A 19837-nucleotide genomic window follows, 5' to 3' on the forward strand; every position below is an offset into this window, starting at 1 on the left:
GCGCTGGGAACTCCCCCTCTGTCACGGGCACCTGAGAGTTTCACCGCGCTGGCACGGCTTTCACCTTGGGTGAGGCGCGGGTGCGCCTTCTTTCCAGAGTGGCCTCGCCGAAAGCGGTAGTGGGTACCTGAGAGATTCCGGGGAGTTTGCTCCTTCGGTGCCCCGTTCGGCAGCACTGCTGCCCGGGGGCTCTCCCGCTCCGGCTCGAACGGCCCGATATTGCGTTGTCCGGTCACTCTAGCTGCTGCTTCACAGGGCAGTCCAGCTCATCCGGGCTACGCCACACTCGCCCCACGAGGGGAACGTTCTGCGAAGCGGAGGTGTTCGAGATGCGCGACCACCTCGTGGTGTGCGCCAGACCTGTCTCGAGTCCGTGAAGGCCCCTTCACGGACCTCCGCGGTCGGCGCAGGGCACCTCACACCGACTTTGCCGACACCCTGGATCCGAAGGCTGTGAAGGGGCCCTTCACAGCCTTCGGGATCACAGCGGGGTGACGTACGCCCCGCTGATGCCTCCGTCCACGAGGAACTGCGAAGCAGTGATGAAGCTCGCGTCGTCACTGGCCAGGAACGCCACCGCGGCCGCGATCTCCTCAGGCTCCGCGAACCGCCCGAGCGGCACGTGCACCAGCCGCCGCGCCGCGCGTTCCGGGTCCTTCGCGAAGAGCTCCTTGAGCAGCGGCGTGTTCACCGGCCCCGGACACAGCGCGTTGACCCGAATGTTCTCCCGCGCGAACTGCACCCCCAGCTCACGCGTCATCGCGAGCACACCGCCCTTCGACGCGGTGTAGGAGATCTGCGACGTCGCCGCACCCATCACCGCGACGAACGAAGCGGTGTTCACGATCGAGCCCTTGCCCTGACGCTGCATGTGCGGCAGCGCCGCCTTACAGCACAGGTACACCGAGGTGAGATTGACGCGCTGCACCTTCTCCCACGCGTCGATGCCGGTGGTGAGGATGGAGTCGTCCTCGGGCGGCGAGATGCCCGCGTTGTTGAACGCCACGTCGACCGAGCCGAACTCGTCCACGGTGGCCTGGAACAGCGCGTCGACCTGTTCGGCGTCGGTCACGTCGGTGGCCACGAACCGGCCGCCCACCTCGTCGGCCGCGGCCTTGCCCGGCTCCGCGGCGAGGTCGGCGATCACCACCTTCGCCCCTTCACTCGCCAGCCGCCGGGCGGTGGCCAGGCCGATTCCGCTCGCCCCGCCGGTGATCACCACGACGCGGTTCTCGAAACGCTGCACCATCGGGTCATGCCCTTTCCGACTCAGGAGGTACTCAGGAAGTGCTCAGGAAAACGTTCTTGGTCTCGGTGAACGCCGCTGCGGCGTCCGGCCCCAGCTCACGACCCAGCCCGGACTGCTTGAAGCCACCGAACGGGGTCCAGTAGCGCACCGAGGAGTGCGAGTTGACCGACAGGTTGCCCGCCTCCACTCCGCGCGCCACGCGGAATGCGCGCCCGACGTCGCGGGTCCAGATCGAGCCGGACAGACCGTACTCCGTGTCGTTGGCCATGCGCACCGCTTCGTCCTCGTCGCCAAACCGCAGCACCGCGACGACCGGCCCGAAGATCTCATCGCGCGCGAGAGGGTCGGACAGCCCTGAAGGCGTCACGACGGTGGGCGCGAACCAGTAGCCCGGCCCCTCGGGCGCGCTGCCGCGGAACGCCACCGGCGCACTGTCGCCGACGTACGAGGACACCTTCGCGTGGTGCGCCGCGGAGATCAACGGCCCCATCTCAGTCGCCTCGGCGCCCGGATCGCCCACCACGACGCCGCGTACGGCGGGCTCGAGAAGCTCCATGAACCGGTCGTACACACTGTTCTGTACAAGGATCAGCGAACGCGCGCAGCAATCCTGTCCGGCGTTGTCGAATACCCCGTACGGAGCAGTCGCCGCAGCCTTCTCCAGATCCGCGTCGTCGAACACGACGTTGGCGTTCTTGCCACCCAGCTCCAGCGTTACCCGCTTCACCTGCGCCGCGCAGCCCGCCATGATCTGCTTGCCGACCTCGGTGGACCCGGTGAACACCACCTTCCGCACCACCGGATTCGTCACGAATCGCTGCCCCACCACGGATCCCTTGCCCGGCAGCACCTGGAAGACGTCGTCCGGGATACCCGCTTCCCGCGCCAGCTCGGCCAGCCGCATCGCGGTCAGCGGGGTCAGCTCGGCGGGCTTGAGCACCACTGTGTTGCCCGCCGCCAGCGCCGGCGCGAACCCCCACCCCGCGATCGGCATCGGGAAGTTCCACGGCACGATCACGCCGACCACCCCGAGCGGCTCGTGGAAGGTCACGTTCACCCCGCCGGGCACCGGGATCTGCTGTCCCAGCAACCGTTCCGGCGCCCCGGCGTAGTACTCCAGCACGTCCCGGACATTGCCGGCCTCCCAGCGGGCGTTGCCGATGGTGTGCCCGGAGTTCAGCACCTCCAGCCGCGCCAGATTCTCCCGATCGGCGTCCACCGCCGCCGCGAACCGCCGCAACAGCCGCGCCCGGTCCCCCGGAGCCACCGCCCGCCACGCCGGAAACGCGGCCCGCGCACGACCGATCGCCGCATCCGTCTCCTCGGCACTGGTGAGCGCAACCTGCCGCACGACCTCCTCGGTGGCCGGGTTGCGCACCTCACAAACCGCATTCCCACCCGCAGAAACGACCTCAGCTGCTGCCATCATTCACCTTCCCGAACCAGATGCCGGAACCATCTGTTCCGGTGTGCACGATGCGCCGGTCATCTGTTCTCGCACGCGGGATGCGACGATCATCTGTTCTCGTACACACGATGCCGCAACTATCCGGTCCGATAAGCACGATGCCCGAACCGTCTGTTCGGGCAAGCAGGATGCTGCCGTCATCTGCCCTGGCACCCAGGATGGGGCCGTCATCTACCCTCCCCCGCGGCGTTCACCAGTGCGGCGAACAGCCGTACGTCAGCGATGTCCTGTTCCGGATGCCACTGCACGCCAAGGACAAAGCCGCCGGGCAGCTCGGCCGCCTCGACGACGCCGTCCGCTGTGTGCCCGGCAGCGACCAACCCGTCGCCGAGCCGGTCGATGCCCTGATGGTGGTAACACCGCACTTTCGCCTCAGCGCCGAGAATCGCGGCAACCCGTGTACCGGCTTTCAGGGCCACGGTGTTCGTGCCGAAGGTCGCTCGCGCGGGTTGGTGCGCTGCGCTGCCAAGAGACTCCGGAAGATGCTGCGACAACGTGCCACCCAACGCGACATTGATCACCTGCAGCCCCCGGCACACACCCAGCACGGGCTTCCCCAACGCACGGGCCGCAGCGAACAATCCAGCCTCAAAGGCGTCGCGCTCGGGACGGATGTACGTCGACTGATGCGGCTGCTGCCCATAGCGGCCCGGGTCGACGTCTGCACCACCGGTAAGCACAAGACCGTCGACACGTGCGACAAGCTGCTCGTACGCACTGGACACCGGCGGCAGCAACACCGGGATGCCACCAGCAGCCACAACGCACTCGGCGTAAACGCGATGCAGCAAGGTGGCTTCGGTATCCCAGACGGCGAACTTCGCGGGCTCCGAGTAAGTCGTAAGACCGATGACAGGCGCCTCAGAGGCGTTCAAAACCACGGATGCGCTCCCAGTCCGTCACGGCGCTCTCGAAAGCTTCCAACTCCACGCGCGTGGCGTTGAGGTAATGGTCGACCACTTCGTCACCGAAGGCGTCCCGCGCGATACGGCTCCCGTCGAGTGCGACAGCGGCCTCCGAAAGCGTTGTCGGCACAACGGGGTTCCCAGACGTGTACGCGTTGCCGGTGAACTCGGGCTCCAGCTGAAGTTCGTTCTCGATCCCGTGAAGCCCCGCTGCAACGAGCGCGGCGACGGCGAGGTACGGGTTCACGTCCCCGCCCGGCACACGGTTCTCCACGCGCAACGACTCGCCGTGCCCGACGACGCGAAGCGCGCAAGTGCGATTGTCCCTACCCCACGCAATCGCCGTCGGCGCGAAGCTCCCGCGTACGAAGCGCTTGTAGGAGTTGATGTTCGGCGCGAAGAAGTAAGTCAGCTCACGCAACGCGGCCAGCTGTCCGGCGAGAAAGTGCTCCATCAACGACGAGAAGCCGTACGCACCGTCTCCGGACAGCACCGCTTCACCGGACTCCGAGCGAAGACTGAGGTGGATGTGGCAGGAGTTGCCCTCGCGCTCGTTGTACTTCGCCATGAAGGTGAGGCTCTTGCCCTCCTGCGCGGCGATCTCCTTCGCACCGTTCTTGTAGACACTGTGGTTGTCGCACGTCGCCAGCGCCTCGGTGTAGCGAAACGCGATCTCCTGCTGACCCGGGTTGCACTCGCCTTTGGCCGACTCGGGGTACAGGCCGGCGCCGGCCATGTCGTTGCGGATGCGACGTAGCAGCGGCTCGATGCGCGCAGTACCCAGCATCGAGTAGTCCACGTTGTACTGGTTGGCCGGCTTCAGGCCGTGATAGCGCTTGTCCCAGGCGCTCTCGTACGAGTCGTCGAAGACGATGAACTCCAGCTCCGTACCCGCGTACGCGACCAGACCACGCTCCGCGAGCCGGTCGAGCTGACGACGCAGGACCTGCCGCGGCGACACCGACACGGGCCCGCCCTGAACCCGCTCGACGTCTGCAAGTACCAGTGCGGTGCCCTCATGCCATGGGATCTCGCGCAGCGTGCTGAAGTCCGGACGCAGCACGAAGTCACCGTAGCCACGCTCCCAGGAGGAGATCTCGTAGCCGTCCACCGTGTTCATGTCGACGTCGACGGCCAGCAGGTAATTGCACGCTTCGGTGGCGTGGTCGACGACCTCGGCGAGGAAGTACTCGGCCGAACAGCGCTTGCCCTGAAGCCGGCCCTGCATGTCGGTGATCGCGACAAGCACCGTGTCGATCGTGCCCGCAGCCACCCGGTCCCGGAGCGCGTCCAGCGTGAGCAACCCTCGCCTGCCTGCCATCACACCGTCCCAAAGGTTCGGATGGGATCCTTTGCGGGTTCTTCCTACCGGCCGGTGCGCCTGTGGTCAATCCGGGCAAAGGTATGTTCTAGACCCATTCACGGGTGCCTGCTCTGTCCGGGATGCCCGGCTGAGAAAAATCTGTGAATCGGCCCGTTCCGGGACCAAACCGGCCGTCTCGTACGTTGGACCCGGCAAGAGAGGTGAGAGGGATGACAGAAGCATTCACACAGACCACGTTCAGCCAGCAGCCCGCGCGGCCGCAGTTCCCCACGCTGCCCACCGGGTGGCCGATCGGGTCCTACGAGTCCTACGAGCAGGCACAGCAGGCGGTCGACCACCTCGCCGGCGCCGATTTCCCGGTCACCGACGTGACCATCGTCGGCATCCAGCCGATGCTGGTGGAACGCATCGCCGGCCGGATGAGCTGGGGCAAGATGCTCGGCAGCGCGGCCGTGTCCGGTGCGGTGTTCGGCCTGTTCCTCGGGCTGGTGCTGAGCATGCTCAACCCGGGTGCCGGGCTGGTGCCGATCGTGCTCGGCCTCGTCGCGGGCATCGCGTTCAACCTGCTGTTCGGCGCGCTGGGCTACGCGGCCAACCGCAACAAGCGCGGCTTCGTCTCGCAAAGCCAGCTGGTCGCCCAGCGCTATGACGTGCTCTCCCAGCCCCGCAACGCCGAACGCGGCCGCCAGCTGCTGGCCGACCTCGCCGCCCGCTCGGCCTTCACGCACTGAGCCTTGACACCCGAGCCCTCACGCACCTGACGAGCGCGCCGGGGTACCGCCACCTGCGGACCCCGGCGGCCATCACTCGCCCTCAGGCCGACCGCGCGTGCTCCGGCCTACCCATCCCCGGCCGATCCGCGGCACAAAGCTCTCCTCACCCCTGCTGGAGTCCGCGACCAGTGACCCGCCGGCTGACATTCCCCGGAACCGCCCGATCACCAGGTGAGCGAAGAACCGGGGAAGCAGCCCCGACGCTGCTCCCCCGGCCCCACGCGGCGCTACCTCATCGGCGGCGCAGGTTGGGTCGGCGGTGCCGGAGTGCTTGATGTCTCCGGGCCGCTGTGTGGCGGCGTGCTTGCCGGCGGCTTGGGGATCGCTGCCACGAACGGAACTCCGCTCTCCTCACGGCAGTAGGCCCTGGTGCTGTTGTAGCCGTTCACGTTGCCGCGGCTGTCCTGTACACCTTCGACGATCTTCGGCCGTGGGAAGCGGTTGTCGGCGTCGCGCCGCATAGTGGTGCCGGTGTCCTGCTCGCAGCCGTACCGGGTGATCGTGAGCGGTCGGCCTTGGTCGTCGTACAAGTAGACGTCCTCAAGCGGCTTACCCGACGCGTCGAACGCGTACACGTTCCGCAGCTCTTCGTCGCCGAAGCGCAGCTGCTGGTTGCCGTAGTTGTCCGCCCCCGACGCGGCGTAGGACGTGGCGTCCGAGTAGTACGCGCCGTTGTTCGGGGAGATCCGGGAGACCGCCGCGCCGAAGCCGCCGACGATCCCGCCGACCACGAACGCCGAAACCGGCACCACGAACCACATCAACCGGCGGTCCTCCGGAGCGCGAGGGCCGGCCCACACGACCGCGGCCGCAGCCACCACCAGGAACGGCAACAGCGCGGCGGCGGTGGTGTGCCGCACCATGAGCAGCAGGCCGAACAGCACGAGCACCACCGCGCAGATCACCCACCACGCCGGTTTCAACGACCGGAGGTAGCCGGCCGCACGTTCCCCGCTGCCTTCCCGCCACTTCCGCAGCGCGTTCCGCAGGCCGGTCACCTCCGGCAGCTCCAGCACCGGCTGGATCCCGCGGCGCAGCAACGCCCACAGGCTCGCCACGAACACCGGCGCCAGCAGGAGCAGCCCGAGCAGCGCGTCCGGATCGATACGCACCGCCGCGGAGAAGGCCATCAGCGCCATCCCCGCCGTGACGAGCGCCATGCCCCACAAGGCGATCCGCGGCGCCAGCAACCCGGCGGGCGCCTTCTCCGGCACTGGAGTGGCCACCTCCGCATCCTTCGGCGCGGGCGGATATCCGCCCGCCACCCGCAGTTCAGCCGCGTAGCTCTCCGGCGTGCCGAGCCGCTCGACGAGCGCTTCGACCTGCGCTGACGCACCCAGCTCCACCTCTATCTCGGCCAGATGCGTCCGGACGTCCTCGAGGACCTCCTCGATCTCCGCCTCAGGCAGATCGCCGAGCGCGGTGCGGACCCTGGCCAGGTACACCCGCATGGCAGTGGGCTTTTCCGTACTCATCCTGCGCCTCCCCGTGTCTTCCCCGCTTCACGACCGGCGTTGCCCGATGCCGCGCAGGGCTTCCCCACCCGATCGGCGACACGAGCGGACTGCCACGGCTGTGCGCTCATTTCGCCTCCTTGAGCAGGTTTTCCATTGCCGAAGCGAAGCTCCGCCACGTACTCACCGATTCGGTGAGCCGTCGCCGCCCCGGCTCGTTCAAGCTGTAGTACTTGCGATGCGGGCCTTCTTCACTCGGCACGACGTACGACGTCAGCAGCCCCGCCTTGTACAGCCGCCGCAGGGTGCCGTACACGGATGCGTCGCCGACCTCCTCCAAGCCGGCGACACGAAGTCTTCGAAGCACGTCGTAGCCGTAGCCGTCGTCGTCCCGCAGCACCGCCAGCACAGCCAGGTCCAGCACTCCCTTGAGCAGCTGACTGATCTCCACGACACCTCCCGGTCTGACGCGTGGAACGGTACCACGCATAACGAAGTAGTGCGCACGGCGTTAGGCCAAGAGGCAGAGCAGCAGCGTGGACCTCGCGCGTCCGGCGCGAGCAGGGCATATCCATCGACCGGCCGACGAAAGTCGATCATCATGGGCCGCGAAGACTTCAACGCTCCGCGGAGTCGCGCACACAGCTCGTTGCGCGCGGACCGCAGGCGACCGGAGAGCAGCACCCCGGACCGCGCTGCGGTCAGCGGCGGCTGCCAGGTCTCCGCTGGCACTTCGGGCAGAAGTACGACGACCGGCTCATGAACGGCTCCCGGCGGATCGCGGTGCCGCAACGGTCACACGGCAATCCTTCCTGCCCATACGCGGCGAGCGAACGTTCGAAGTACCCCGACTGCCCATTCACGTTGACGTACAACGCATCGAAGGAGGTTCCGCCGACCTTGAGCGCAGCCGACATCACGTCGGTGGCGGCTTCGAGCACGGCGCGGCCCTGCACCGCAGTGAGCCGATCCGCTGGCCGGGCGCCGTGCAGCTTCGCCCGCCACAGGGCTTCATCCGCGTAGATGTTGCCGATCCCGGAGACCAGCGTCTGGTCCAGCAGCGCCCGCTTGATCTCGGTCCGGCGGGAACGCAGCGCGCGCACCGCGGCGACCGGGTCGAACCGCGGATCCATCGGGTCGCGGCCGATGTGCGCGATGGTGCCCGGGAGCGTCTCCCCCTCGACCTCGACGAGGTCGTCGAGCGCCAGCCCACCGAACGTGCGCTGGTCGACGAACCGCAACTCCGGTCCGCCGTCGGCGAACCGGACCCGCACCCGCAGGTGCTTCTCGTCCGGCACCTCGCCGGGCTGCACCAGCATCTGGCCGCTCATGCCCAGATGCGCGAGCACCGCCTCGCCGTGGGACAGCTCCAGCCACAGGTACTTGCCCCGCCGCCGCGCGGCGGCGATCGTCACCCCGGCCAGCCGTCCGGTGAAGTCGGCCGCGCCGAGGGCGTGCCTGCGGATGGCGCGCTCGTGCCGCACCTCGACCGAGGAAACGGTGCGACCGGCCACATGAGCCTGCAAACCGGCACGGACGGTCTCGACCTCGGGTAGTTCGGGCATGGCGTGCATTCTGCCCACCGGCCCCGACAGTTCCGGCACCAGTGCCCCGCGAGTCACTTTCCCGCCGCCAAGTCCGTGAAGGGCCCCTTCACGGAATCAGAGTCCGTCAAGGGCCCCTTCACAGCCTTGGCCCCGGAAAGCCCGGGTATGCGAAAACGGGGCCGGCTGGCGCAGTGCCGGCAGGCCCCGTTCGCAGAGATCTCTCAGCTCTCGGTGGAGGTGTCCTCGTCGCCGGTGCCGAGTTCTTCGGACAGCGCGCGCCAGGCGGTCTCGGCCGCCTTCTGCTCGGCTTCCTTCTTCGTGGTGCCGGCCCCCCCGCCGAGCGGGCGGCCGCCGACGTACACCGTGGCGGTGAACTCCTTGCGGTGGTCCGGCCCGGTGTCCTCGACGCGGTACTCGGGCACGCCGAGCCCCGCGGAGGCGGTCAGCTCCTGCAGGCTGGTCTTCCAGTCGAGACCGGCACCCCGCAGCGGAGCCTCGGCCAGCAGGCCGTCGAACAAGTGGTGCACGAGCTTGCGCGCGATCTCGATGCCGTGCGCGAGGTAGACCGCACCGATCACGGCTTCGAGACCGTCGGCGAGAATGCTCGCCTTGTCCCGTCCGCCGGTGAGTTCCTCGCCCTTGCCGAGCAGCAGGTGCGCACCGAGCCCACCCTCGCCGAGTCCTCGCGCGACCCCGGCCAGCGCGTGCATGTTGACCACGCTGGCCCGCAGTTTCGCGAGCTGCCCCTCGGGCAGATCGGGATGGGTGGTGTAGAGATGATCGGTCACGACCAGGCCGAGCACCGCGTCGCCGAGAAACTCCAGCCGCTCGTTCGGCGGCAGCCCGCCGTTCTCGTACGCGTACGAGCGATGGGTCAGCGACAGGCGAAGCAGCTCGGGGTCGAGTACGGCCCCGAGCGCCTCGAGCAAGGGTGCGGGATCCGGCGCCGGTCCTCCGACGGGCTTACCCCCCATGACAGCCTGCCCGTCAGGCGGGTTCGACGACCTGGCGGCCGTTGTGCTGGCCGCAAGCCGGGCACGCGATGTGCTGGAGCTTGGGCTGCCGGCAGGCGCGGTTGGAGCAGGGCACCAGCTGAACCGGAGCCGCCTTCCACTGGCTGCGGCGGGAGCGCGTGTTGGATCGCGACATCTTCCGCTTCGGGACGGCCACGAGTAGATCTCCTTCAAACGGTCTGCTCGCGCTCGCGAGCGAACTGACTTCTCCCGGATCGAGCTGGACGCTCGTCAGGCTTGCTCTCCGGAGCCGTGCGCAGGCTTTCCGCCCGCGTTCCCGTCGATACGATCGACGAGCGCGGCCCACCGAGGATCTATCTTCTCATGCCCGTGTCCGGGCTCGAGATCGGCCCACTTGACGCCGCATTCCGAGCACAGCCCGGCGCAGTCCTCGCGGCACAGCGGGGCCAGCGGCAGCGCCAGCACGACCGCGTCGCGCACCGTCGGCTCGAGGTCGATCCGGTCGTCGACCAGCCGGGGGATCTCGTCCTCCTCGGTGGTCTCCTCGGTCGCCGAGCCGGGGTAGGCGAACAGCTCGGTCAGCTCGACCTCGACGTCCTCGGTCACCGGGTCGAGGCAGCGGGAGCACTCGCCGGTCGCGGCGGCCTGCGCGGTGCCGCTCACCAGCACGCCTTCGACCACGGATTCGAGCAGCAGGTCCAGCTCGACCGGGGTGCCGGCGGGGATCTCGAGCACGCCGGGCACGCCCAGCGCGGTCTCGACCGGCGCGGAACGGCGAAGCTCACGGCTCAGCCCCGCGTGCCGGCCGAGCTCACGGGTGTCGATCACCCACGGGCTGCGGTCGTCGAGCTGCGCAGGGCGGGGGGTGCGATCAGGGTTCTCGGACATCACGCCCAAGAATACGCAGGGCGCCTGCGCGGACGGCCTCAGACCTGGTAGTCGTACAGCGTCGGGCGCGAGCCGCCACCGACGTTGCCGGGGGCGCGCAGGTGGTTGCGGCCGGAATCGACGGTACGCAGCGTGGTCGCGAGCAGCTCCGAGAACTCGGCCAGCTTGCCGTCCACGTAAGCGTCGCAGTCGACGCGCTGGCGGTCGGCTTCGGCGTGTGCCTCGTCCACGATGCGCGCGGACTCGGCGTGCGCGGCCTGGACGACCTCGGTCTGCGAAACGAGCCGGGCCTGCTCGGCGCGGCCATCCTCGATCGCACGGTCGTAGGCGTCGCGGCCGGCCTGGATCATCCGCTCGGACTCGGCACGGGAGCGCTCGGTGAGGTTCTGGTACTCGGCCTGCCCACCGGCGACCATGCGCTCGGCTTCGTTGTGCGCGTCGGCGAGCATCTGCTCGGCACGGGCACGGGCGTCGGCGAGAATCTGCTCCGCTTCCGACGTCGCGTCGGAGACGGTGCGCTCGGCCTCCTCGTTCGCGCCGGCGACGGTCTCACCGGCCTCCTTGCGCGCGGCGTGCAGCAGGTCGTCGCGCTTGTCGAGCACGTCCTGCGCGTCGTCCACTTCGCCGGGAAACGCGTCGCGCACGTCGTCGAGCAGCTCGAGGACATCACCCCGGGGCACCACACAGCTGGACGTCATGGGCACCCCGCGGGCCTCTTCGACGATCGTGACGAGCTCGTCGAGCGCCTCGAAAACCCGGTACACGGCCACTCCCTCAAGCAGATATCCCCGTTCGCTGCGGTCCAGTCTGCCCGCTTCGCAGCCTGAACCGGTGAACGCACACTCGATCGGGCGTGTCCTTTTCCCCGGTGACCGGTGCCGTCCCGCCGCGGGCGCGATGGCACCGGCCGTACGCAGGTCAGGCGGTGCCGTCAAGCTTCTCGAAGGCGACGTAGCCGTACGGGGTACAGGCGCCCTTGCCGGAGATCACGCGGCCCTTGCCGCCTTGCCGGCGCCACCGTCGATGTCGATCACCTGGAAGGAGGCGTAGTGGTCACCGGTGTAGAAGTACTCGCCGCCCTCCCCGGTCACGATCCGGCGGGTGCCGCGGTTGCTCGCGCCCGGCGTGGGCACCGTGTACTCGTGGTAGTAGCTCGAAGCGCAGGACGGCAGGATGCCTTCGCGGTTGGTGAACACAACCCCGTCATTCTTGGGGTACGGGTACGGCCCGCCCTTGAGGATCAGCTGGTAGGTGTCGGTGGCCTGGGCGGGCAGCGAGGACAGCGCCACGTGCTTGAACCCGGAGAGGTCACCACAGGAGTTCTGCGCCGGGGAGGCCTGCACGGCGGGTGCGGCCACCGGGGCGAGCGGTGCGGCCTCCGCGGCCGAACCGAACCCCAGGAACGCGACCATCAATGTGAACAGGACACCGGCTATACGCGATCGATGGTTGGTCATTTTCGGACCGTAACCCGCGGCTATGGTCGCGAGGATGCCATGAGGTGAACAGTGTCCGGCGACGCGCGAAGTTCCGACGAAGGTAGGAGTCCGTTCGGGCTAACCCGCGTACGGCGACGTCTCCGACAATGCGCAGAGCGGGCGTTTCAGTCCTTCTTCGCGAACACCGCGGTCAACCGCTCGTACACCACCGGCGGCACGAGCTTCTCGATGTCACCGCCGAGCGCTGCGATCTCCTTGACGAGCGAGCTGGACACGAAGCCGTACGCGGGGTTGTTCGCCATCAGTAGCGTTTCCAGTCCGGTCAGTTCCCGGTTCATCTGGGCCATCTGCAGCTCGTAGTCGAAGTCGCTCACCGACCGCAGGCCCTTCGCCACGGCTGCGATGTCGTTGTCGCGGCAGTAGTCCACCAACAGGCCGTGCCACGAATCGACGCGTACGTTGGGCAGCTTCGCGGTGATCTCCCGCAGCATCTCCATGCGTTCTTCGACGCTGAAGAGGCCCTTCTTGCTCTTGTTCACCCCCACTGCCACCACGACTTCGTCAAAGAGGGCCGAGGCCCGCTCGATGATGTCGAGGTGCCCGTTGGTGGCCGGATCGTAGGAACCGGGGCATACCGCGCGACGCATGCGCGGACGCTACCAAGCCGCGACGGTCCACGTGCATCTCGTGACGACTGCGTCACACCGTCGATGAACGGTGGTACTCAGCCCAGTAGAGCGCCGTGTCGCCGTACCGCTTGTCGCGCGTCGGTACGAACGCGTCGGGCCATGTCGGCGCTCCGTCCCGCGACGCGCGCTCGATCACCGCAAGCCCACCGTCGACAAGCCAGCTGTTGTCGTGGAGCGCGGCGAGCACCATGCCGAGCGCTGCTGGGTCGACCGCGTACGGCGGGTCTGCGAGGACGAGATCGAACTCCACCGTCGCCGGACCCGCGACTACCGTCTCCACCTGCCCGGCACGGACGGTGCCCCCGAGCCGTAGATCCGCGACGTTGCCGCGAAGCACGTCGACAGCCCGACGGTCGGCCTCGACGAACCACGCCTCCGCAGCGCCGCGCGAGAGCGCTTCGAGACCGAGCGCGCCGGACCCGGCGTACAGGTCGAGCACCCGTGCGCCGTCCAGCTCACCAGCTACTTCGAGGGCGTTGAAGAGCGCTTCGCGCACCCGCTCGGAGGTGGGGCGCGTACCCTTCGGCGGCACTTTCAGCCGCCGGCCCCCTGCGATGCCCGCCACGATCCTCGTCACCTCGCCATCTTCGCCGAGTCCTGTGATGTGTCTTTCGGCAGTACTTGCTGAAGCACTCGCACGTGGGCGCGTAAAGTCTTCCTTCGCCCTCCAGAGGCGACCGAGCTGTTTAGGAGCGTTTGCGTGTCGGAACCGCGGGTGAGACGGGCGGAGATCGCCGTCGAGCAGGCCCACGTCGACCGGGTCTACACGCGGCTGGCGGAGCTGCGCGTCCAGGCCGAAGCGATGCGGGCCAAAGGGTACGAACTCGGGCAGGGCGCACAGCGCGAGGCGATCTTCGAACAGGCGTCCATGCTCTTCGAGCGGGACATGATGGTCTACCACGCCAACCAGACCCTGCAGACGCTCGACGCGGAGTACGAGGGCCTGGTGTTCGGCCGTCTCGATCATCGTGACCACGAGCGGATCTACGTGGGCCGGCTGGGCATCCGCGACACCGAGTTCGACAACCTCGTCACCGACTGGCGCGCGCCCGCCGCCGCGGCCTTCTACCAGGCCACCGCCGAAGAGCCGATGGACGTGGTGCGCCGCCGCGTGATCCGCTGCTCCGGCCAGAACGTGCTCGACGTGGACGACGACGTGCTGATCGCCGACGAAGTCCCCGAAGAGATGCAGATCGTCGGCGAAGGCGCGTTGATGGCCGCGCTCGGCCGCGCTCGCGGCGAGAAGATGCGCGACATCGTGGCCACGATCCAGAAGGAACAGGACGAGGTCATCCGCGCGCCGTGGCGGGGCGTCACGGAGATCACCGGCGGCCCGGGGACCGGCAAGACCGCCGTCGCGTTGCACCGCGCCGCGTACCTGCTGTACCGGCACCGACGTCAGCTTGGTGGCGCAGGCGTTCTGGTGATCGGGCCGTCCGGCGTTTTCACCACGTACATCTCCCGTGTGCTGCCGTCGATGGGCGAGACGAACGTGGAGCTGCGCGCGCTCGGCGAAGTACTCGACGGTCTTGAAGCCACCCGGCAGGACACCTCCGCGCTGGCAGCGATCAAGGGCTCGCTGCGGATACGAAAGGTGCTGCTGCGCGCGCTGCGGGACACGCCGCCGGAGGCGCCCGCTGAGCTACGCGTCGTTTACCGCGGCGAGGTCCTCAAACTCGCCGGACGTGAGCTGGAGAAGGTGCGACGCAAGGCGCACACGCAAGGCGCGCCGCCGAACCGTTCCCGCGTACGGGTAGCCGAGCTGCTGCTGGGCGCGCTCGCGGACAAGGCCGAGGAGTACGCGAAGGCGGACGGCAAGGAGCTCGACCGCGCGGAGCTGATCAACGACCTGGGCGAGCGGATCGACTTCCACCGGTTCCTGGTCGTGTGGTGGCCGGTGCTGTACCCCGCGCAGGTGCTGAAGTGGCTCGGCGACGAGAAGCGGCTCGCCTCGGCCGCGAAGGGCGTGCTGAGCCGCGCCGAGATCAGCCTGCTGGCGGCAGACTTCGCGGACCGCTCGCGTGGCTGGTCCGTGGCCGACGTGGCCTTGCTCGACGAGCTGCGCGTACTGGTCGGCCCGGAGCCGAAGCGTCGCCGTAGGCAGACCGTGGTCGAGGTCGCGCCGGACCGCGTCGGTGGTGGCGCCCCGCACCGCCCGGAACACTACGACGAGTACTCGCATGTGGTCGTGGACGAATCGCAGGACCTGTCGCCGATGCAGTGGCGGATGGTCGGCCGTCGCGGCAAGTACGCGAGCTGGACCGTGGTCGGCGACCCGGTGCAGAGTTCGTGGCCGGATCCGGCCGAAGCGGCGCAGGCGAGAGACCAGGCCTTCGGGCTGAAGACCACCCGGCGCCGCTTCACACTGCGCACGAACTACCGCAACTCGGCGGAGATCTTCGATCTCGCCGCGAAGGTGGTCACCGGGCACGCGCAGGCGGACGAGCTGCCTGTCGCAGTGCGCACCACCGGCATCGTGCCCGAAGTACAGCCGGTCGAAGCCACCTCGATGGCCACCGCCACGCAGGCGGCGGTGAAGGAGCTGCTCGGCACCGTCGAGGGCACTGTGGGCGTGATCACCGCGATGGACCGCGTCGAGGAGGTTGCCCACTGGCTGGACGGGCAGACCGACGAACGCCTGAAGGTCGTCGGCAGCCTCGACTCGAAGGGCCTGGAGTACGATGCGGTCGTACTCATGGAGCCGATGGACCTGGTCACCGAGTCCTCGACCGGACGCCGGGTGCTGTACGTCGCGTTGACGCGCGCCACGCAGCACCTGATCGTGCTCGCTTCGGACCCTGACTGGCTCCCACAGCGTTGAACGCACCTTCGCGCGGGAAGGGAATCGCCGTCCCGCGCGTTGCTGCTGTACGTGACTTCGCTGCCTGACGTCCCGCTGTCCGTACTCGACCTGTCCCCTGTCTCGGAGGGGAACGGGGTCGGCGACGCGCTGCGCAACACCATCGACCTCGCCCGGCACGCCGAACGGCTCGGCTATCACCGCTACTGGCTTGCCGAGCACCACAACATGCCGGGCATCGCCAGCTCGGCCACAGTGGTGCTGATCGGGCGCGTGGCCGATGCCACGGAGACCATTCGCGTCGGCTCCGGCGGCGTCATGCTGCCCAACCACGCGCCGCTCATCGTCGCCGAGCAGTTCGGCACGTTGGAGGCGTTCCACCCGGGCCGCATCGACCTGGGTCTCGGCCGCGCGCCGGGGACAGACCAGCGTACGGCGCTGGCCCTGCGTGGACCCGGTGGGCTGTCCGCGGACAACTTCCCCGAGCAGCTGATGGAGCTGATCAGCTACTTCGAACACGACGCGGCGCGCGGCGTCAACGCCGTGACGGCGGAGGGGAACAAGCCGCCGGTGTGGCTGCTCGGCTCGTCCGGCTTCAGCGCGCAACTCGCCGGACGGCTAGGGCTACCGTTCTCCTTCGCACACCACTTCGCCGCCGAGAACACGCTGCCTGCCGTGAAGCTCTACCGAGAGAACTTCCGTCCGTCTGAGGTTCTTTCGGAGCCGTACGTGATGCTCGGCGTCTCCGTGGTCGCCGCGGAAACCGACGAGCGCGCGAAGTTCCTCGCCGGCCCGAGCGGCCTCACCTTCCTGAGCCTGCGCCGTGGGCGCCCGATCGCACTGCCCACACCGGAAGAGGCCGCGAAGTACCCGTACACGGACATGGACCGCGCATTCCTCGCGCAGCGCTTCGGCTCGGGGATCATCGGTTCGCCGGAAACCGTGCGGAAGGGCTTGGAGCAGCTGCTCACCGATACGGACGCGAACGAGCTGATGGTCACCACCATGGTCCACGGGCACCAGGACCGCGTGCGCTCCTACGAGATCATCGCGGACCTCAAGAACTGACGCCGTTTCCGCCTGGCCCGGCCAGGACGTGCGGTGGTCCCGCCAGGGGGCGGGGCCGCCGCTCGTGCTCTGCGTACGTGCTCTGCCGCTGGTGTTGGGCCGCTAGTGCTCTGCAATGCCTGCCCTGCCGTTGGTGTTGCGCCGCTCGTGTTGGGCCGCTCGTGTTTGCCACGGCGAAGCCGAGACAGCCAGAGCCCACCCACCGAACTGCCTTCGCCTCTAAACGGCAACCACCGCGCACAACTCCACTTTCGCCGCTCAAAGGCGAGCCCCCGGCCCAATCCCGGCCGTCGCCATTCAGCGACAACTCCGACGCCCGATTCAGCAGCCACCCCAACGGCAACCGGCCCTCAACGCTGCGACGCGACAGCAACGTCAATGCTCAACGTTGCCGCCCAACGGCGACATCGGCCCTCGGCGTTGACATGCAACAACGACGCCAACCTCCAACGTTGCCGCCCAACGGCAATGCCGGGTCCCCGACCCAACCCTCACCCCCTCGCAGGGCGATGTCCAGAACACCGCCCGTCGCCACGCAAGGGCAACCGCAGGCACCGGCCCTCAGCCTCGCCACTTGTCGCCACATCCCCAGCGTCAAGCCTTGGCTCACCGCCGCCTGCGACCCCTCTGACCTGCTTCGCACGGCCCGGCCTAAACCCCAGCCGACGCCTGGGCGTCCACCCGGCACTCGATCAACCGAGCACCCCGGAGAGCTGGAAATGAATGCACAAAGGACCCTGGCCGGGCTCTGCGTACTGGCCGCAGGCGGCATCCTGGCCGGCTGCACAGCAGCCGAGAGCGCCACGCCCGCCGTCCGGGCAGTGGCCGAACGAGCGGTCACCCAGTCGCCAGTTCCCACGACGCCACCTGGCCCGCCCACACCGTGCACTATCACCGACGGCGCCTGCGCCGACCTCTCCGAACGCAAAGCGTGGCTGCTCGGCAACGGACCTCTGTGACCGGTCCGCCCCATCGCACCCAGATCATCCACAGCCTACGCACCACAGAACGACACCTCGCAACCGTCGCCACCAAACGGCGAATCCCCCACTCAGCCAGCCCAACACCGCCCCCTTCGTTCACCGTCCCCCACCAAGCGACCGAACCGGAACTCCGCAACGCCAACGTGGCCAGCATGTCTCGCCGCCAAACGGCAACAGCCGCCAACGGCTGACCATCAACCCACTCTGGACCAGTCCGTCGCCGTTTTTCGGCAACGATCCGAGCAACCCACCGACCGGGCCGATCGGCACCTGTCGGTGGGTTGCCACCACGAGGCGACGGCGTCATCGCCGCCATCGGAGAACGACCGGTCCATCGTTCGGGAGAACTGGCGGCAGCACAAGCAGCCCGGATCGCCAGTCAGGATTCGCCGCCGATCGGCGAAACGAGTGCATCGCAGGCCCACCCCTGGGGAATCGACGAGGCTTCCCAGCGGCACACCCAGTCCGATCGCCGATCATTGCTCCGGCAACGCCGCCGGCCACGCGCCACCGCACCTCGGAGCCCGATTCCAGAGTTGCCGTTCAGCGGCAACGGCCGGCCACCGTCACGGAGTCACCGCGTGGCACAGCCGCAGGCCATCTTGTAGCATGCACTTGATACAAGAGGAAGGGTCTCCACCATGAACTCCGATAACGTACTGGCTGTCGCGATCAGCTGCGGCGTGTTCGGTCTCGTCATCCTCATCGTGCTGTGGCCCGGTGATCGGCAAGGAGTCCGCCTGCTCACCAAGTGGGGGGTGCCCGAGCCGAGCCCGGACCAGGTGTCGGTCGCTGTGCGCTATTTGCGCCGTCGCCGGTTCTGGTATCCGTGGCTGTTCATCGGTATTCCGCTCATCCCCCAACTGAAAAGTCTCCCGATCATGGGCGGCGCGGGCGCTGTGGTGATCGTGGCGCTGCTCGGCGGGCTGATCGCCGAGGTGGTCGCACAACGCCCAGCCCGTCAGGCTCGGCGAGAAGCTGTGCTCACCACCCGCCGGGTGCTCGACTTCGCTCCTTTGTGGACCTTCATCGTCGCAGGCCTGGCCGAACTCGGCGCCGTCGTGCGTCTCGCCATTTCGGGGCAATGGGCCGCATTGGGGCTGGTCCTCGTTGCTGCAGCCGTGGCATGGGGCATGGTGCTTCTCGCCGTCCGCCGGCCAGCCACCGGCGACGCGGAGGTCGACATGGTGCTCCGGACCCGCAGCGCCCGTGTCGCCGTCGGCCTGACCACGGGCACCGCCGCGATGGCCGGCTGGATTCCGAGCGGCAAGATGCAGTTCCCCACCTTTGTGGCCATCTTGGTGACCCTCGCAGTCTTCTCCGCGATCGCCGGTCCACCCCCACGGAAGAAGAAGGACCGCACCACTCCTGCCCCGGCACGGTAATGCCGCTACGAGTAGTCGTCGAAACAGAAAGCGGCGTTCCGCCGTGGCGGCAGGTGCACGACCAGATCGTCCGAGCCATCACGACCGGAGCACTCCCCCGGGACGCCCGGCTCCCGCCGATCCGCCAGCTTTCCCGAGATCTCGGGCTCGCGTCCGGCACGGTCGCCCGGGTGTACCGCGAACTCGAGACCGCAGGCTGGGTCACGACGGCCCGAGCACGCGGAACAGTCGTGACGGGTCCGGCCGATCGACCGGACCCGCACATGCTGCTCCGCGAGGCCGCCGCCGAGTACGTGCTTCGTGCACACGAACTCGGTGTCGACCAGGCTGCGGCTGTCGCGGCTGTGCAGGCGGCGCTGGAAAGCCGGAGCGTGGACGCACCTCGGCCCTGAAACCAGGCAACCGAATCCAGGCAGCGGCGTGAAAGCCGGGAACACGAGACCAGGCAAGGGAAACCAGGAGGCGAGTACAAGCAGGTCGAAGTCGCCCACCCAGCAAGCAAGTAGCAGCGAATTGCCACCAGCAGTGGGCACTGGGGCCTGGATTACGCAGAGCCTCCGGACGGACCGGTCGGGCTCCGCAAAACCGGCCTCGGACGACTGGTTCGCCGAGAGTTGTTGCCCGCCAGTGATACCCCGCTACTCGATCTCAGCTCACACCACCGCAACCGGAAATCGGTCTCCAGCCCAGGCGCCGGGTTCCGGGAACCTGGCGCCGATGGCCGGCTCCAGGAAGCAGGGACCCGGCACACGTCCGACCGGCGCGGTTTTCGCCGTTCTGCGAACCATTTTCCACACGGCGCGGGCGCACCTCCTTCTGCCCGTGCAGTTCCCCGGTTCGCTTGCCGGACGAGACCTGGAAAGACCGGCCTCGGCGCGAAGAAGTGCGGGA

General features: G+C 68.3%; 19 protein-coding genes, 1 pseudogene and 1 riboswitch. Of the genes and pseudogenes, 6 read left to right on the top strand and 14 right to left on the bottom strand.

Going from position 1 to position 19837, the window contains the following annotated elements:
* Positions 1-8: 8 nt before the first annotated feature.
* Positions 9-107: riboswitch (glycine riboswitch) on the bottom strand.
* A 374-nt stretch (positions 108-481) separates the two neighbouring features.
* The 4 genes from ATK36_RS08665 to ATK36_RS08680 form a co-directional block, all read right to left on the bottom strand.
* Positions 482-1249 carry a 3-oxoacyl-ACP reductase gene (locus tag ATK36_RS08665; RefSeq protein ID WP_098510796.1) on the bottom strand — a complete coding sequence of 256 codons (768 nt, stop codon included), beginning with the start codon at positions 1247-1249 and terminating at the stop codon, positions 482-484.
* Positions 1250-1280: 31 nt separating this feature from the next.
* Positions 1281-2675 (bottom strand): aldehyde dehydrogenase family protein, encoded by a 1395-nt coding sequence (locus tag ATK36_RS08670; protein WP_098514733.1) that lies wholly within the window; start codon positions 2673-2675, stop codon positions 1281-1283.
* Positions 2676-2884: 209 nt separating this feature from the next.
* Positions 2885-3598 (bottom strand): gamma-glutamyl-gamma-aminobutyrate hydrolase family protein, encoded by a 714-nt coding sequence (locus ATK36_RS08675; RefSeq protein ID WP_098510797.1) that lies wholly within the window; start codon positions 3596-3598, stop codon positions 2885-2887.
* Positions 3579-4943: a glutamine synthetase family protein gene (locus ATK36_RS08680; RefSeq protein ID WP_170069668.1), complete on the bottom strand. Its 1365-nt coding sequence runs from the start codon at positions 4941-4943 to the stop codon at positions 3579-3581. Before ATK36_RS08680 ends, ATK36_RS08675 begins: the two co-directional genes overlap by 20 nt.
* 212 nt (positions 4944-5155) lie before the next feature.
* Here ATK36_RS08680 and ATK36_RS08685 point away from each other — a divergent pair, with 212 nt between their 5' ends.
* Complete coding sequence (locus ATK36_RS08685; protein WP_098510798.1) at positions 5156-5677, top strand: YflT domain-containing protein; 522 nt, start codon at positions 5156-5158, stop codon at positions 5675-5677.
* Between the two features lie 269 nt (positions 5678-5946).
* Here the strand turns inward: ATK36_RS08685 and ATK36_RS08690 are convergent, their stop codons facing one another.
* From ATK36_RS08690 to rsmD, 10 genes and pseudogenes are all read right to left on the bottom strand, one after another.
* The gene (locus ATK36_RS08690) at positions 5947-7194 is read right to left on the bottom strand and encodes a DUF1700 domain-containing protein (RefSeq protein WP_098510799.1); all 1248 of its coding nucleotides are present in this window, start codon (positions 7192-7194) and stop codon (positions 5947-5949) included.
* A 106-nt stretch (positions 7195-7300) separates the two neighbouring features.
* Positions 7301-7624, bottom strand: a complete 324-nt coding sequence (locus ATK36_RS08695) for a PadR family transcriptional regulator (protein ID WP_098510800.1) — start codon at positions 7622-7624, stop codon at positions 7301-7303.
* A 250-nt stretch (positions 7625-7874) separates the two neighbouring features.
* Positions 7875-8738 (bottom strand): bifunctional DNA-formamidopyrimidine glycosylase/DNA-(apurinic or apyrimidinic site) lyase, encoded by an 864-nt coding sequence (gene mutM, locus ATK36_RS08700; RefSeq protein ID WP_098514735.1) that lies wholly within the window; start codon positions 8736-8738, stop codon positions 7875-7877.
* Positions 8739-8941: 203 nt separating this feature from the next.
* Entirely contained in the window at positions 8942-9694 is a 753-nt protein-coding gene (gene rnc, locus ATK36_RS08705; protein ID WP_211291836.1) for a ribonuclease III, read from the bottom strand.
* 13 nt (positions 9695-9707) lie between these two features.
* Positions 9708-9890: a 50S ribosomal protein L32 gene (gene rpmF / locus ATK36_RS08710; RefSeq protein WP_020661787.1), complete on the bottom strand. Its 183-nt coding sequence runs from the start codon at positions 9888-9890 to the stop codon at positions 9708-9710.
* 74 nt (positions 9891-9964) lie between these two features.
* Positions 9965-10582, bottom strand: a complete 618-nt coding sequence (locus ATK36_RS08715; RefSeq protein WP_098514736.1) for a YceD family protein — start codon at positions 10580-10582, stop codon at positions 9965-9967.
* 38 nt (positions 10583-10620) lie between these two features.
* Positions 10621-11346, bottom strand: a complete 726-nt coding sequence (locus ATK36_RS08720; RefSeq protein ID WP_098514737.1) for a DivIVA domain-containing protein — start codon at positions 11344-11346, stop codon at positions 10621-10623.
* A gap of 246 nt (positions 11347-11592) precedes the next feature.
* Positions 11593-12039 (bottom strand): annotated as a pseudogene (locus ATK36_RS08725) (guanyl-specific ribonuclease); the annotation flags it as partial.
* A gap of 146 nt (positions 12040-12185) precedes the next feature.
* A complete protein-coding gene (gene coaD / locus ATK36_RS08730) occupies positions 12186-12668 on the bottom strand; it encodes a pantetheine-phosphate adenylyltransferase (RefSeq protein WP_098510803.1) in 483 nt (160 codons plus the stop codon).
* Between the two features lie 52 nt (positions 12669-12720).
* Positions 12721-13287 carry a 16S rRNA (guanine(966)-N(2))-methyltransferase RsmD gene (rsmD, locus tag ATK36_RS08735; RefSeq protein WP_211291837.1) on the bottom strand — a complete coding sequence of 189 codons (567 nt, stop codon included), beginning with the start codon at positions 13285-13287 and terminating at the stop codon, positions 12721-12723.
* A gap of 123 nt (positions 13288-13410) precedes the next feature.
* On the opposite strand from rsmD, the gene ATK36_RS08740 reads away from it, so the two are divergent.
* From ATK36_RS08740 to ATK36_RS08755, 5 genes are all read left to right on the top strand, one after another.
* On the top strand, positions 13411-15531 hold the full coding sequence (locus ATK36_RS08740; protein WP_098510805.1) for a HelD family protein: 2121 nt from the start codon (positions 13411-13413) through the stop codon (positions 15529-15531).
* Positions 15532-15582: 51 nt separating this feature from the next.
* Entirely contained in the window at positions 15583-16578 is a 996-nt protein-coding gene (locus ATK36_RS08745; RefSeq protein WP_170069669.1) for an LLM class flavin-dependent oxidoreductase, read from the top strand.
* Positions 16579-17297: 719 nt separating this feature from the next.
* Entirely contained in the window at positions 17298-17537 is a 240-nt protein-coding gene (locus ATK36_RS31355; RefSeq protein ID WP_141544398.1) for a hypothetical protein, read from the top strand.
* 665 nt (positions 17538-18202) lie between these two features.
* Positions 18203-18946: a hypothetical protein gene (locus ATK36_RS08750; protein ID WP_098510806.1), complete on the top strand. Its 744-nt coding sequence runs from the start codon at positions 18203-18205 to the stop codon at positions 18944-18946.
* Positions 18946-19338, top strand: a complete 393-nt coding sequence (locus ATK36_RS08755) for a GntR family transcriptional regulator (protein ID WP_098510807.1) — start codon at positions 18946-18948, stop codon at positions 19336-19338. Before ATK36_RS08750 ends, ATK36_RS08755 begins: the two co-directional genes overlap by 1 nt.
* Positions 19339-19837 lie beyond the last annotated feature (499 nt).

The sequence above is a fragment of the Amycolatopsis sulphurea genome (assembly GCF_002564045.1).
GTDB lineage: Bacteria > Actinomycetota > Actinomycetes > Mycobacteriales > Pseudonocardiaceae > Amycolatopsis > Amycolatopsis sulphurea.